The organism is Aquiflexum sp. (assembly GCF_041751335.1).
Classification (GTDB): domain Bacteria; phylum Bacteroidota; class Bacteroidia; order Cytophagales; family Cyclobacteriaceae; genus Aquiflexum.
Map to the genome: position 1 here is coordinate 1 of NZ_JBGSXS010000189.1, position 14,521 is coordinate 14,521.

Sequence of the window (14,521 nt, forward strand, 5' to 3'; positions counted from 1 at the left end):
TTTGCATTGAATGATATTGCACTCAATCAATTGACAGAACCTAAGGACATTGCACCAATGGTTACATTACTCTGTTCGGGATTGGCTGACCATGCTACAGGATGTACCATCGACATCAATGCGGGGTCTTATGTGCATTGAATTGAAATATTGTAGAAATACAATAGAAATATTTAGAAATAGGGTTGAGATATTAGCATAAGATTCAGACTAATCCGAAGAGGCTATAATTTCACTAAAGTATATTTCAATAATATTTAAATCTATTTCGAATTACTTAAAACTGTTTCAAGTACGAATTAAATGGCCAAAAAATCCAATGATACCTTTTCCCCTGAAATGAAAAGAATCCTGAAGATTTTTGGGATAGGGTCATTGGTGTTTGTGTTGATCATGTCATTTTTCAATGAAAGGAGGGCCAATAATTCAGGAAAAGAAGAAAGTCCAATGAGGATCTCTGATGCGGACAGACTGTATTTCAAAAATGTCAGGGCTCCTTACTATGATATTGAAAATAGAAAAGATGCGAAAATGACCATTTACCGTTATGGCAAAAGGGCTAAAACGGAAGAGGTTGTTTCTGTGGGATTGTCCATTCTTCTGAACAGAGTCAAAGATGAGGCTTATATATTTGTTGAATCCACCTCCGGAGAATTTCCAATTAAGATCAGATGGACAAATTTGGAGGACAAAAGTAAAAACGGTGAATTGGTTTTTGAAGGAGGTGATAAATATTCACACCTTGCATTTGTAGAAGAATTCTATCCTTTGATACTTGAAAACACCTTACTTGAGTTATGGCACGAAGATAGGTATATTCCGATATTGGAAGGGGAAGTCGGTAAAGATGCACTCCGAATTACCATTAATGACTATAACAAGTTAATCAACAATTCAATAAACCTAAATGGAACTCCCCAGGATAGATAACCTTTGGAAGTTTCTCGGCATCAAAAATAACCTTAATGTGAACACTTATTCCGAAAATGGAATTAAGTATCATTTTGTAAAGGGAAGCCAGGAACTTATCCATCATTTCAATCCAAAATTCCTTCAACAATCCTCCTTGTGCATTAGGGAAAGGAAATTTCAAAACCATTTGGTGTCCAATAATTTTACGGTTCAAAAACAGAGGTTTGGGGTGAAACAGAAACATTATTCTCCAGCAACGTCTGTGATTTTTTTCCCTACAGCTCTTTTACCTCTTCAATATTCCTTTGACCTTAAAATTGAAAAGGACCAAATGGGCCATTTTCAAGTTTCTATTTCCCCTTTCAATCCAAAAAATATTTATGACATTTTGAATGTGGTCAACCTTATTCATAGAACACTTTGGGAGAAGAATTTTTTTGCTGAAGGTATCAGGAATTGAATTTAGTATTTTTTGAAAAAATTTATTGAAGCAATGGTATTGATTGCAAAATCATAAGGGTTTATTTATGGAAATTAATTGGTTTTTTAGTTAAATTTATTCCCATAGAATAACCCTTGAAATCATTCCTAAACCTAAAGCCCTGAAATCTATGAAACCCTTCAAAAGATTATTGACCATAAGCTTTGTGATAGGATTTTTGGTTTTTGATTTTACGAAAGCCCAAGCCCAAAAACTGATGTTTATTTCGGACGACCTTCAAGAAAATGGAGAAAGATTCGAAGTCGGTATGAAAGGGGGAGGAGGAATGATCAAATACCATTATAAGTCCTTTAAAGTCACCAAGTCAAAAGCAGGTTGGACAAAAAGTAAATACAGGTCGAAATTGTTTAGCCCTTTGGAGACCGCATCATCAGAAAGAAAATTGTCTTTCGAATTTGTCTCTGACAAAGGGGATACTGCATGGGTCAACTTGAACCGCAACATGAATTATGAGGGCATCAATAAGGAAGGGATTACCTTTTTTGGAAGGAATTCATCGATTACATTAGGAAGTTATCAGGAAGTGTTGGAAAATTCTGATAATCTATTTGGTGTGATAGAAACCAATTCCCAGGATTCGGTTTGGAATTTCATTATTAGCGAAAAATATGGAACTAAAATAGGTGACAGACCAATCTTTGTCGGTTGGTTGTCAAATGGTGAAAGAAGGATAGACATTCTTCCTGTATTTGACTATCAAAATCCGGGTAAAAAAAATGTGGTAGATCTAATGTTGGGATCAGAATTTTGGTTGAAAGGTTTTGAGTTTGTAGAAAACGCTAGGTCCCTAGGGGCTGTCCAAGTAGGTCCAATGAGAAAAATGTTTATTGTTTGGTTTTCCAAAAAAAATGATCCTATGACTGATTTTGTCATAGGATCAACTTTTTCGGCATTAATGGGGGAATACCAAATTGATATGGATTCAAATTTTTAAAACCTGACTTTTACACCTGCCAGGAAATTGGTTCCTGCTTGCGGATAATAAAAGTTTTCAGTAACAAGTTCTCTTCCTGCGGCCCCTTCACCTGCTACAAAATAGCTGAATGTATATCCGTTTGGCTCATACATTTGGTTGAAAATATTGTTTATCATGACCGTAAACTCAAGGTTTTTTACAAATCTTGGCCTCAAGGAATAATTCAACCTGATATCATTTGTGAGGAATGCATTGAGCTTTCTGTTGTCGTTTTGTGTATTGTCCATAAACTGATCCCCGACATATTTATTCAATAGTGAAAATTCAAGGTTCTTAATCGGTCTGAAGTCCAATATGGCTGCAGCTACTATATTTGGAGAGAATGCAATGTCTGAATCGGTATGGGTTATCACTTCTTGCTGGAATTCCGGTGCAGCATAATCGTCTATATACTCCAGAAATTCTGCGATTTTGTTTCTGCTCAAAGCAAGGTTGCCACCTATGGTAAACTTTTGAGATACCCTATATGCCCCATCCAATTCAATTCCCAACCTGTAACTGTCCGCTACATTGTCCCTGACATAGGCGCCTACATCATTCAACTGACCTGTCAGCACCAACTGATCTCGATAATTCATGTAATAGAGATTGGCTGAATAAGAAAACGTGGAAGCTTGGCGCTTATAACCTGCTTCAATATTTTGCATGTTCTCTGGTTTGGGTGCACGGTCTACGATAGGAGAATCCGTAAAGTCCCTTCTGACAGGTTCCCTGTTGGCAACTGCGTAGGAGGCATACCAGGATTTTCCCTCGGCTGATTGATAGTTAAAACCAAATTTGGGATTGAAAAAGGAAAAAGAAGTCTCCCCTGAAATATCCCTTAAATCATTATTAATACCTTGAAAGGTATAATCAATCCATCTAGTTTGTAGGTCTCCGTACAGAAAAAGCCCATTGCTTACTTCATACGTAGCCTTTGCGAATAGATTGAAGTCATCTTTGACGGCGACATTGTCATAATACCTATCGCGGATATTGGTGTTACCGGCATACTGCATCCAGATAATTTCACCAAAATGGTCACCGTCATATCTATTGGCACCACCACCGATTACCGCATCCAATTTTCCATCATCCGAGATGTAATTTACCGAAAATACACCTCCATAGAAATCATTGTCCAACCACCTCCTGCGGATGATGTCCATTCTTGAAATGGTGGTTTCTCCGATTTCCACTGGGGGCAGTGCATACCTGCTCAGTCGGTCATTGGGTCTGAACTGCTCAAAAAAGCCCCTGCCATAAGTATAGTGCAAAGCTGCATTTGTTTTCCAGTTTTGATTGTATGTCCCAGTATAGATTAATTGATAGTGGTTTTGTTTATAATCATCGACCTGATTGTCATAAGTATAGGGGTTAAATGTCCTATTGGTCTGTAAAAGGTTTTCAGGAACTCCTTCCCATGCCTGATAGGTGACTTCAGCTCCGGCAAACATATTCACTTTTAGAACATGCTTTTCTCCATAATAACCTCCGGAAAGGAAATAGGACTTTAGGTCAGAGCTGGCCCGGTCAATAAATCCATCCGAAGAAATCTGTGATACCCGGGCATCAAAAGCCCAATGGTCGTTGATCAGACCCGTGCCCACTTTGACCATGTTTCTAATGGTATTGAAGGACCCAAAAGAATTGTCGATTTCGGCAAATGCTTCGTCTTGCCTCGTGTCGGTTTGGATGTTCAGACTTGCTCCAAAAGTAGCCGCTCCATTGGTGGAGCTTCCAACACCTCTTTGGATTTGGATATTGTCCACAGAAGAAGCAAAATCAGGCATATTTACCCAGAAGACACCATGAGACTCAGCGTCATTTATGGGGATTCCATTTACCGTGACATTGATTCTTGACTGATCAGATCCCCGGATTCTCATTCCGGTATATCCAACTCCAGCACCTGCATCGGAATAGGACACCACTGACGGGGTAAAATTCAATAAAATCGGAAGATCCTGTCCCAGGTTTAACTTGGCAATGTCTGATTTGTCAACCGTACTGAAAGTTGTTGGTGTCTTGTCTGTTGCCCTAGTGGCGTAGACTATAAACTCTTCTGTCAACAGACTGCTTGGATTTAATTCGATTTGAATTGCTTCAGTTGAAGGCACATTAATTTCGGTATTGAAGCTTTCAAAACCTAGGTATGTAGCCCTAAGTGTGTAAGAACCTCTAGGAATATTTCTGATCTCGAAATTGCCGTTTAGATCGGCTGTTGCGCCGCGACCTGTACCGACCAAGATGATATTTGCACCGACCAATTCTTCAGCCGAATTCGCATTTTTAATGTTTCCACGAATACTGCTTTGGCCATACGCCATCACTCCAACCAGCCATAAGGCCAGTATTAAAATTGATTTTTTCATGTTGATTGTAAATCTGCCATTCGATGGCCTTTGGTTAAACATCAGAAAATCAGGGGAGATTTTCTGTTTGAAGTTTACCCGTTACCGATAAATATAAAAAACCAATGATGATTGCATGCATTGCCCAGAATTAATCCCGGTGGACTTAAGTCCTCATGGTTTTTATTTTATTGGCTACTCATTTCCCTTCGCCGGCACTACCCGGATCAGGTATTGTGGGTATGATCTCAGCCCGTTGTTTTAAGGCACCCCTAATGATCTTGATGCAAATGTAGGTGGAAATGGCAATGAAGCAAAAAAAATGGCCAAAGAAATCATTCTTTGGCCAAAACTAGATTAGTGATATTAGTAAATCAGTGTTCTTTTCCCAACTCTCTTAAGTGGTTAACATGGGATGCAAAAGCCAGTCTCATCTTTGGATGTTCCAAATAAGGAACTCCATACTCCCTACATGTTTCCTTGATGATTTTACTAATCTCAGGGTAATGAATATGGGAGATGTTTGGAAAAAGGTGATGTTCTACCTGAAAATTCAATCCTCCCACCAGCCAAGAAAGTAGTTTATTGTCTGTAGCAAAATTTGAAGTTGTTTTTAATTGATGGATAGCCCAGTCATTTTCCAATTTATTTTTTTCATCAGGCAATGGAAATGATGTTTCCTCTAGGGAATGGGCAAGTTGGAATACCACACTTAGGAAAATTCCTGTTGAAACTCCGAAGACCAAGAATCCTACCAACCATGGCATAAAACCAACCATATAAATTGGTAATGCCACGAATAGGGTTAAATGAACAATCTTAAACATCCAAAATGAAGTATGTTCTTTCCAGTCCATTTTCTGAATTGGAACAGATCCGACTTTTTTTGTAATATACTTTTTATAATCTGTGACAAATACCCAATAGAGGTATAAAATGGAATAGACCAAAAGGAAATAATGATGCTGATATCGGTGAATTAAATATCTTTTCTGAGAATGGTTTAATCTTAGCAATGGCCTTGCATTCATGTCATCATCATGCTCAGCCACATTGGTGAAGGAATGATGAGCGACATTGTGCTTGGTCTTCCACATAAATACATTGGCTCCAAGAAAATTGATAGAAGAACCTGCAAGATCGTTTACCCAACTTTTCCTACTAAAACTCCCATGTGCGCCATCATGCATCACATTAAATCCAATCGCTGAGGCCAACCCACCGAGAAGGATTGCCTCAAGAACTCCAATGGCCCAAAATGGGGTAAAGAAAACTAAGTGGATATATACCGCAATAAAAGCAATCACGAATAGGATGGCTTTGAAATACAGAGAAGAATTTCCTGTTTGTTTTACATTTTTTTCACTAAAGTAATTTTTTATTCTTTCCTTCAAATCTGAATGGAAAGTAGTGGCATTATTAAATCTTGGGGCACGCATCATATTGATATTGAGATTACTATAATTATTAAGATTGCATGACAAGCAGGGTGATTAACATACAATCTACTTACAAAGGTAGCTTTAAATAAACATCTTTAGCTTTAATATGTGAAGGATGGTATAATTATAAAAAGATTTAACATATTTTAAAAGATCCTTCGATAAATTCAACAGATTCCATTAATCTTTCCTTCAATGAACCTGAAATAATTTTGTAGGGTAAACCAGAATTGATTACTATTTGTTTATAAATCTTAAAAAAGTACTCTCTTTTCTCCGGTTCCGGATGTTCTCTTTGAGGGTCATTTTCCCAAGGAATATCAATGTCTGTCAATAAATACAGATCATATTTTCTATTGGATATTTGCTGTTCTATCCAAGGATGTGTTTTTCCAAATTTGTGTTGGCTCCAGACTTTGATAACATGTAGGTCCGTATCGCAGACAAGAAGGCCTTCAGCTTGTTTCATTGCCTCTTCTTCTTCATTGATTTGCCCTTTGGCAATTTCAAGCAAGTCCTCATACTTGTAGGGTCTGTCCAATCTTTCAATGTATTCTCTGGCATATTCTGAAACCCAAGGGCAATTGAAATATGCTGCAAGACTTTTTGACAAAGTACTTTTTCCTGTGGATTCAGGGCCGATCACTACGATTTTATGCAACATATTGCTCCTCTTTTACTTTTGCGGCTTTAATCCATTCAAACAGTCCAATGGTCGCCAAAACTGTGAAAAATAAGAATTGAAATGAAGTGAGCATCAATCCTTTGTAAAAATACAATGGTACAGAAACAAGGTCCGTAATAATCCACGCAATCCAGTTTTCCACTTTCTTTTTGGCCATCAGCCACATTCCAACAAAGGCTGAAGCTGTAGTAAAAGAATCCCAATAGGGGACATCACTGTCGGTGAAATTGGCCAGAACTAAATACAGAACACCATAAGAACCTAAAAAAAGCAAGACTGCATAAATAATTCCTTTTGTTTTCAGCCAGGTTACTGGGAGTTCAGGATTTCCATTGCTCTGACGGCTCCACAGGTACCAACCATAAATAGACATGGCAAAATAATAGGCATTGATGCCCATGTCTGCATATAGCTTGTATTTCAGGCAGATATATACATAAATAATGGTACTGACCATCCCCGTAGGAAAAACCAGAATATTTTTCCTGATCGAATAAAATACACTCGCTATTCCAAAAAATACTGCCACGGCTTCAAGCCAGGTCATTTGTGCTACCCCAACCTTGATTCCTTCCCAAATCCATTGTAAGTCCATAATTAAAATTTCTTTGGATATTTTCTAATCTCCAAAAGATTTTCTTTGGTTAAAAACTGCTGTGCAGCATGTTGTATTCTAGCTTGATTCATTTCTTCAATTGATTTCCTGCCTTCCAACAATAGCTCCCAATCAAATCCATAAGTTCTAAAGGCTGAAAGCTGTCCGTTCCAATATTGGTTTCTTTTTAGATTTTCGGCCAAAGCAATCCTTCTTTTCTCTTTTACCTTTTTGAGGTCTTCTTCAGTTGGCCCGTTTTCCTGTATTTTTCTTACTTCAGCCCAAGCAGCATCAATCAATTCATCCACCATAGCAGGACTGCAGGGGAATCCTATAGAAAATGAAAAATTGTCAACAGGCTGAATGCCCATACTTCCATTTGCTCCGACGCCATAAACGCCTCCAATTTCTTCCCTAAGTGTCTCAATCAGCTTGATGGTCAGTATTTCTCCCAAATAGGAAATATCGGTAGCTTTTTTTCTATCGTATTCCGTTTCACCTGAAAAATATAGGATTACCTGACTTTTTTCATCAGTGCCTACTTCAATGATTTCTGTTTCCCCTCTTGGTGCCCGGATTCCCAAATCGACAAATCGATCAGTATTTGATTTATCCGAAGGTAAGCTTCCTATGTATTGTTCCAATAGTGGTTTAAAGGTCTCAAGATCTATGTTTCCAGTAAAGAAGAATTCAAAATTGGCGGCATTGCCAAACCTGTCTGCATAGATTTCCAATCCCCTTTCCATATCCACTTTATCCAAATCCTCAGGATCATAGATACTCATCGCCCTCAAATTACCATTGGCAATAATCCTGTTCAAATGCTTGGAAAACTGAAAATCAGGGTTTGCCTGGGCTGAAGCCAATTGCGTTTTTTGGTTGTTCATGTACACATCAAAAAGTTCCCGATCTTTTCTGGGTTGTGTGAAGTAGAGGTGTATCAGCTGCATGGCTGTTTCCAAATCCTTGGGTGAGGAAGAACCCGAAATATTTTGGGAATAGGTGCCGATATTTGGTGTTACAGAAACGCTTTTCCCAGCCAACATTTTTCTGAGGTCAGAAGGAGAAAAATCTCCGATTCCCATGATATTTACCAAAATACCGGCATAACTAGCGGAATAATGGTCATCATCACCGTACAAAGAAACCCCGCCTTTTCCGGTTGCTGAAAAAACGATTTCATCATTTTTGAAATCCGTGGATTTTACAAATACCTTGACCCCATTGGTTAGTGTCATTTCGGAAACATCAATGGACTCAATCTTTGAAATTTTCTCGATTTTACCCGGAACTGGTAAATTTTCAATGAGATTCTCTGCCAATAATTTTTCTTCATAAGGGCTAAGCGACATGTTGTCCACTGCTTGAATCAAGGCAAGAATTTTGTCTTCGGAAGGCAAATTTTCTTTTTCAGCCTCTGGGGCGGTCACAATGATGACCCTGTTTTCATTTCTAACAAGTTGTTTTGCCAGATTATTCAGTTCTTGTAGGCTAATGGTGGGAAGGATTTCTTTATAGAATTCGTACTTCCAAGCTTCTCCTTCCGCAAAATTACCTTCGAGATAATGGTTGACATACCTGCCCACAATAGCCCGGGATTCGGCCTTGTCCATTTCTTTAAAGGCCCTTTCTGCACTGTTAAGTACTGCTCTTTTTACCCGGTCCAATTCTGGCTCGGTAAAACCAAATTGGGCCACCCTTTCATTTTCTATGATCAGGGATTGGATGCCTGCCTCGACTTTTCCGGGGGCAACGACCCCTGAGGCTGAAAAATAATCCAAGTCTCTGACAAAATTTCCATAGCCTGTTCCGGCAAAAATAAACGGTGCATCAGGTTTCTGCCTTATTTCATCTAACCTCTGCGTTAACATTCCTCCATATAAAGTTCTAATGACGAAATTCCTGTAATCTCTTTGTGTTTCGCTGGGAAGGGCTTTATGTTTATAAAACAATTGAATATGAATTCCCGGGGCTTCCTCATCTGTAAGAATGCTCACAAAGGTCTCCTTATGTTCGGGCACTTCAAAATGTTCTCTTTCTGGGTATTTTCTTGGGTTTTCCAAAACCCCGAAATATTCATAGATCAAAGCTTCAAGTTTATCGGGTTCTACATCACCGACTGCAATCACTGCCATGTTGTTGGGCCTATACCAGTCTCTGTAAAATCTTCGGATAGTTTCGTATTCAAAATTTTCAATGATATCCATTTTCCCAATGGGTAGGCGTTCGGCATACTTACTGTTGTAAAGCATTACAGGAAGGTATTTGTCCTGCATCCTTTGGCTATAGCCCTGACCAGTCCGCCATTCTTCCACAATGATCCCTCTTTCCGCATCAATATCTGATTCCTCCATCAAAATCCCTCCCGCCCAATCACTCATCACCAAAAAGCCACTTCTCAACTTTTCTTCATCATCAGATGGGATTGGAAGTATGTAGACAGTTTCATCAAAACCTGTGTAGGCATTGAGGTCTCTGCCGAATGACACCCCAATGGATTGCAGGTAAGAAATCAGTTCGTTTTTCTCAAAACTTTTGGTGCCATTAAAGGCCATATGTTCTGTAAAATGCGCCAATCCTTGCTGGTCATTGTCCTCCAATATCGACCCGGCATTCACCGCCAACCGAAGCTCCACTTTGTTTTCGGGTTTGGGGTTTTGCTGGATATAATAAGTAAGCCCATTTTCCAATTTTCCTATTCGAACTCGTGGGTCAAGGGGTATTTTTTGATCTAAATCTGTTTGAGCAAAGCCGGACAGGATAAATCCTATTATGAAAAGAAAATTGAGAAAAATCTTGGATGGTGTCATTTTAGTTGGTTTTGAATTATAATAATGTCAACAATTTAAAATCAATTTTAAGCAATTTGTTCGGGTAATCTGGAAATTTATATAAATATTAGCCTCAGTCAATTTTCAGATTATTTAAAAAAATCAAAACATAGATTTCAGCAATGCATTTAAATATGAAACAAATCATCTTGGTTGGTATTGGCGGGGGAGTTGGCAGTATATTAAGATACCTCGTCAAAGTAGCGACAGATAAATTCTATGGGAATAGTTTTCCTATTGCCACATTCACCGCCAATATGGTAGGTTGTCTTTTGATAGGTCTTATGTTGGGATATTTTACAAAAAATCAAAACATCCCTGCTGATTGGTCGCTTTTATTGATTACGGGTTTTTGTGGTGGTTTTACCACATTTTCAACATTTTCATCAGAAAACCTTAGCCTGATTCAATCAGGAAACTACTTTACTGCAATGGCATACATATTGGGTAGTTTGATGCTTGGAGTTTTAGCGGTCTTTGCTGGTTTTGGTTTGGTCAAATAAAATGATCTTTAACCAATTTGAGAACTCTTGGTTAATTACATAAAGAATTGATGATGAAAAAAATATTGATTACAGGAGGTTCAGGATTGGTGGGAAAGAAAATCACCGGATTGTTGGAAAGAAAGGGTTATGAAGTCGCATGGCTTAGCAGAAGTCCAGAAAAGTACAAGCAAAAGGCTTTTGCATGGGATGTGGAGAAACAAACCATTGATTTTGAAGCCTTACAATGGGCTGATGGAATCATCCACCTTGCAGGAGAGGGAGTGGCTGACAAAAGATGGACAGCTGAGAGAAAGCAGGCAATCCTGCAAAGTAGGACACAAAGTACATTACTTCTAAAACACGCCATTGAAAAATCTGAAAGAAAGCTTGAAGTATTCGTGTCTGCGTCAGCCGTAGGTTATTATGGTTTCAAAACCGGAGATAACTTAATGGATGAAAACGGAAAACCGGGTAATGATTTTTTGTCGCAGGTAGTAGCCGCATGGGAAAGTGAAGTGAAAAATATTTCAGATTATGGAATTCGAACAGTAGTGCTCCGTATCGGGATAGTATTGGATAATAAAGGTGGCGCCTTGGTAGAAATGCTTAAGCCGCCTGTTGCCGCACCCCTTGGCAATGGACAACAATGGATGAGTTGGATTGCCATTGATGATTTGGCGAGGATTTTTCTTTTTGCCATAGAAAACAAGGGCGTAAAAGGTGTATATAACGCGGTAGGACCAAATCCTGCTTCAAATGCTGAGCTTACAAAAGCGGCTGCAAAGAAAGCTGGGAAAATGTTTGTGGGTATAGGTGTGCCGGGATTAGCTTTAAAAATATTTTTAGGCGAAATGGCCCAAATGGTACTAGGCGGTAATAAGGTCTCTGCCAAGAAAATCCAAAATGCCGGATTTGAATTCAGATATCCTGTTTTGGAGAATGCCTTAGAAAAAATCTTCAATTCATAAAGTGCCCTTCCGTCCAATCAAAAACCAAAGAATAGTCCCCAAAAATGGCAAAAAGATCACCACCAAAACCCAGACGATTTTATCATTTTGTCCCCCAAAATTACTGGAGACAACATCATAGATGGTGTATGCATAAATGGCCAAGCCAATGATTCCTATTCCAAACATGATTTTTTAAGGTTAAATTAATTTAAAGTGGTTTTTTCATTCAATCATTTCCGACATAATCTTTGCAGAAAGAAGACATAGTGGAATTCCTCCTCCAGGATGAACGCTTCCTCCGCAAAAGTAAAGGTTTTTTATGAAAGATGAGTAATTGGCATGTCTTAAAAAGGCAGCGTACCTATTATTGGAACTGTTGCCATACAATGCACCATTGGCACTGGAGGTTTTGCTTTCGATGGTTCTTGGCTCAAGGATTTCTTCCACCTCGATCAGAGATTCGATATCAGTTTTGAGGATCCGATTCACTTTTTGGATGATATTTCTTCTCGCCTCTTGGATAACCTTGTCCCAATCTTGACCTTGATTGTTTGGGACATTGATCATGGTAAACCAGTTCATGCAGTTTTCCGGGGCGTCATCAGGTTTGTAGACCGAAGTGATATTGATATAGACTGTTGGATCTTGGTAAATATCCATTTGGTGGAAAATATGGTTAAATTCCTCCTTATAGTTATCGGAAAAAAAGATGTTGTGGAGGTCCAATTCAGGGAAAACCTTTTTAACTCCCCAATAGAAAATCAAAGCCGAACTTGATTTGGGTTGGTCCAGCAATTTGGTCGGTTGCTTTTGTTTTATTAATATGGTCTTGTAAGCATTGACCATATCCATATTGTTGACAATCAAATCCGCATAGTTTTTCTTGCCATTTACCAATACCCCAATTGCCTTATCCTTATCAACCAAAATTTCTTCGACTTTGGAATTGAAATTAAATTTCACTCCCAATTCTTTTGCCAAATGAAACAAGCTTAAGGTAATGTCATGCATGCCTTTTTTGGGGAAAAAAGCGCCTATATTAAATTCAAGGTGAGGTATTATATTTAAGGTAGCGGGAGTTTCATAGGGATTTGAGCCATTATAGGTGGCATATCTGTTAAAAAGCTGTACCAATTTTGGATGATCAAAATTCTTGGAATTGGCATGATGCATGGTGCTGAAAATCCCAAGTTTCCCCATCTTCAGATAGGATTTTAAAGCTTCTTTGTTTGTCCAGGTTCCAAATTTATGCAATGACCTGTGCATAAATAGCGGTGCCAGATGGTCGTAAATATAAGATGATTTTTTTAATGCCTTTCTGATATTTTCTGCAGGTTCTCCGAGTTTGTTTTCTACTTCCTCGGCAAACTTATTGATATCTGCCCAAGTCTTTATTTGTATTCCATCTTCCCAAAAATAATGACAGGCCACAGGAAGTTTGATATAATCAAAATACTTCTTTGGCTCTTTTCCGGAAAGGAGAAACAATTCCTCCATTTGTTCAGGGAGTGTGAATAATGATGGGCCTGCATCAAATCTGTACCCTTTGATGGTTATTTCTGAGAGTTTTCCTCCAGGATATGAATTAGATTCAAAAACGGATACTTCAAAACCCTTATTAATAAGCCTGATTGCAGCAGCTAGTCCTGCTATTCCCGACCCAATTACGATGGCGTTTTTTGACATAAAGGTATAACTGATGATTCTGAAGGTTGTTGGAAAACAATCTTTTCGTAGCGCTTTACCAAGGTTATCGATATTCATCGTGAAATAAAAAACTACACGAGTAATTTTTCAATATTCAAATAAATGTTTGTGTATTCTATAAATAGTTTTCCAGTGTAGAAATATTCAGTAAAACGCTATTTTTTTCATTATGAAATGGTTTAATCGTTTGTTAAAATTTGATAAAACCTTAATAAACATATTAAAATGAATTTCATAAATAAAAAAACGTATTTTATTTGCTTTTTGCATTTTGATATTATACTTTTACAAAAAACAAATTTACGTATATGAAAAATAAATCACCTTTCACCCTAGCCTTCGGGATCTGGCTATTTTCAATTTTAATATTGGTGCTTTCTTGAGTTTTTGAAGAAACAAATTTTGTTGGAGGACATCAGCTTTCAGGAAATACCAATTTTTTTTATTGATCTGAAATTTGATTGGTAACAATCAAATGCGCACAGTTTTGTGGAATCAACAGAGTTGATTTCAAACCATTAAAGCAGAAAACCCCAAGAACATTTTTTCTTGGGGTTTTCTGCTTTTTGTTTTATATCCTCTCAAAAATCCTCCTAAAGCTACACTCCATACTCAACCTTCCATGAAGCTCCGAAATCGCTACTCTTTCCTGCTCGGTGGTATCTCTATGCCGGATGGTAACGGTATTGTCCTCTAGCGTTTGATGGTCTACTGCAATACAATATGGCGTCCCGATCAAATCCTGTCGGGCATAACGCTTTCCAATGGAAGCCGAATCCTCATAAATGATATTGAAATCATATTTCAAAGCATCAAAAATTTCTTTTCCTTTTTCAGGCAATCCATCTTTTTTTGTCAGAGGAAGAATTGCAGCTTTGACAGGGGCTATGGCAGGATGTAGTTTAAGATAAACCCTTTGCTTGCCATCTATTACCTCATCCACATATGCATTACACAGTGTCATAAGGAATAAGCGGTCCGCACCGATCGAGGTCTCAATCACAAAAGGGATATAATTCTGATTGATTTCTGGATCGAAATATTGCTGTTTCTTTTTGGAGAATTCCTGATGACTTTTCAGGTCAAAATCTGTCCGGGAGTGG

The 14,521-nt window shown here is 38.2% G+C and carries 13 protein-coding genes, 1 pseudogene and 1 riboswitch; of the genes and pseudogenes, 6 read left to right on the top strand and 8 right to left on the bottom strand.

The genetic code is table 11. From position 1 onward, the window contains the following. The 4 genes and pseudogenes from ACEW8U_RS10530 to ACEW8U_RS10545 all read left to right on the top strand — a co-directional run. Positions 1 to 141, top strand: a pseudogene (locus ACEW8U_RS10530) (3-oxoacyl-ACP reductase); the annotation flags it as partial. Between the two features lie 162 nt (positions 142 to 303). Then, the gene (locus tag ACEW8U_RS10535; protein ID WP_373521997.1) at positions 304 to 930 is read left to right on the top strand and encodes a hypothetical protein; all 627 of its coding nucleotides are present in this window, start codon (positions 304 to 306) and stop codon (positions 928 to 930) included. Continuing rightward, positions 908 to 1,372 (top strand): hypothetical protein, encoded by a 465-nt coding sequence (locus tag ACEW8U_RS10540; RefSeq protein ID WP_373521998.1) that lies wholly within the window; start codon positions 908 to 910, stop codon positions 1,370 to 1,372. Before ACEW8U_RS10535 ends, ACEW8U_RS10540 begins: the two co-directional genes overlap by 23 nt. Positions 1,373 to 1,523: 151 nt before the next feature. Continuing rightward, a complete protein-coding gene (locus tag ACEW8U_RS10545) occupies positions 1,524 to 2,348 on the top strand; it encodes a hypothetical protein (RefSeq protein ID WP_373521999.1) in 825 nt (274 codons plus the stop codon). Here the strand turns inward: ACEW8U_RS10545 and ACEW8U_RS10550 are convergent. The 5 genes from ACEW8U_RS10550 to ACEW8U_RS10570 form a co-directional block, all read right to left on the bottom strand. Then, positions 2,345 to 4,744, bottom strand: coding sequence for a TonB-dependent receptor (locus ACEW8U_RS10550; RefSeq protein WP_373522000.1), 2,400 nt, complete (start codon positions 4,742 to 4,744; stop codon positions 2,345 to 2,347). The two genes, ACEW8U_RS10545 and ACEW8U_RS10550, sit on opposite strands and share 4 nt — an antisense overlap. Positions 4,745 to 4,910: 166 nt before the next feature. Next, a riboswitch (TPP riboswitch) is annotated at positions 4,911 to 5,007 on the bottom strand. Positions 5,008 to 5,097: 90 nt separating this feature from the next. Continuing rightward, positions 5,098 to 6,162: a fatty acid desaturase gene (locus ACEW8U_RS10555; RefSeq protein WP_373522008.1), complete on the bottom strand. Its 1,065-nt coding sequence runs from the start codon at positions 6,160 to 6,162 to the stop codon at positions 5,098 to 5,100. A 139-nt stretch (positions 6,163 to 6,301) separates the two neighbouring features. Further along, positions 6,302 to 6,829, bottom strand: a complete 528-nt coding sequence (locus ACEW8U_RS10560; protein ID WP_373522001.1) for an AAA family ATPase — start codon at positions 6,827 to 6,829, stop codon at positions 6,302 to 6,304. After that, positions 6,819 to 7,445 carry a nicotinamide riboside transporter PnuC gene (pnuC, locus tag ACEW8U_RS10565; protein ID WP_373522002.1) on the bottom strand — a complete coding sequence of 209 codons (627 nt, stop codon included), beginning with the start codon at positions 7,443 to 7,445 and terminating at the stop codon, positions 6,819 to 6,821. The genes ACEW8U_RS10560 and pnuC overlap by 11 nt, the downstream gene beginning before the upstream one ends. A 2-nt stretch (positions 7,446 to 7,447) precedes the next feature. Beyond that, the gene (locus ACEW8U_RS10570) at positions 7,448 to 10,255 is read right to left on the bottom strand and encodes a M16 family metallopeptidase (RefSeq protein WP_373522003.1); all 2,808 of its coding nucleotides are present in this window, start codon (positions 10,253 to 10,255) and stop codon (positions 7,448 to 7,450) included. Between the two features lie 155 nt (positions 10,256 to 10,410). Between ACEW8U_RS10570 and crcB the strand changes: the two genes are divergently transcribed. Continuing rightward, on the top strand, positions 10,411 to 10,779 hold the full coding sequence (gene crcB / locus ACEW8U_RS10575) for a fluoride efflux transporter CrcB (RefSeq protein WP_373522004.1): 369 nt from the start codon (positions 10,411 to 10,413) through the stop codon (positions 10,777 to 10,779). A gap of 53 nt (positions 10,780 to 10,832) precedes the next feature. Further along, positions 10,833 to 11,729, top strand: coding sequence for a TIGR01777 family oxidoreductase (locus ACEW8U_RS10580; RefSeq protein WP_373522009.1), 897 nt, complete (start codon positions 10,833 to 10,835; stop codon positions 11,727 to 11,729). Here ACEW8U_RS10580 and ACEW8U_RS10585 read toward each other — a convergent pair. The 3 genes from ACEW8U_RS10585 to ACEW8U_RS10595 all read right to left on the bottom strand — a co-directional run. Beyond that, positions 11,724 to 11,897 carry a PLDc N-terminal domain-containing protein gene (locus ACEW8U_RS10585; RefSeq protein WP_373522005.1) on the bottom strand — a complete coding sequence of 58 codons (174 nt, stop codon included), beginning with the start codon at positions 11,895 to 11,897 and terminating at the stop codon, positions 11,724 to 11,726. The two genes, ACEW8U_RS10580 and ACEW8U_RS10585, sit on opposite strands and share 6 nt — an antisense overlap. A 36-nt stretch (positions 11,898 to 11,933) precedes the next feature. After that, the gene (gene crtD / locus ACEW8U_RS10590) at positions 11,934 to 13,397 is read right to left on the bottom strand and encodes a 1-hydroxycarotenoid 3,4-desaturase CrtD (protein ID WP_373522006.1); all 1,464 of its coding nucleotides are present in this window, start codon (positions 13,395 to 13,397) and stop codon (positions 11,934 to 11,936) included. A gap of 592 nt (positions 13,398 to 13,989) precedes the next feature. Beyond that, the coding region (locus ACEW8U_RS10595; protein WP_373522007.1) for a His/Gly/Thr/Pro-type tRNA ligase C-terminal domain-containing protein at positions 13,990 to 14,521 on the bottom strand (532 nt) is incomplete at its 5' end.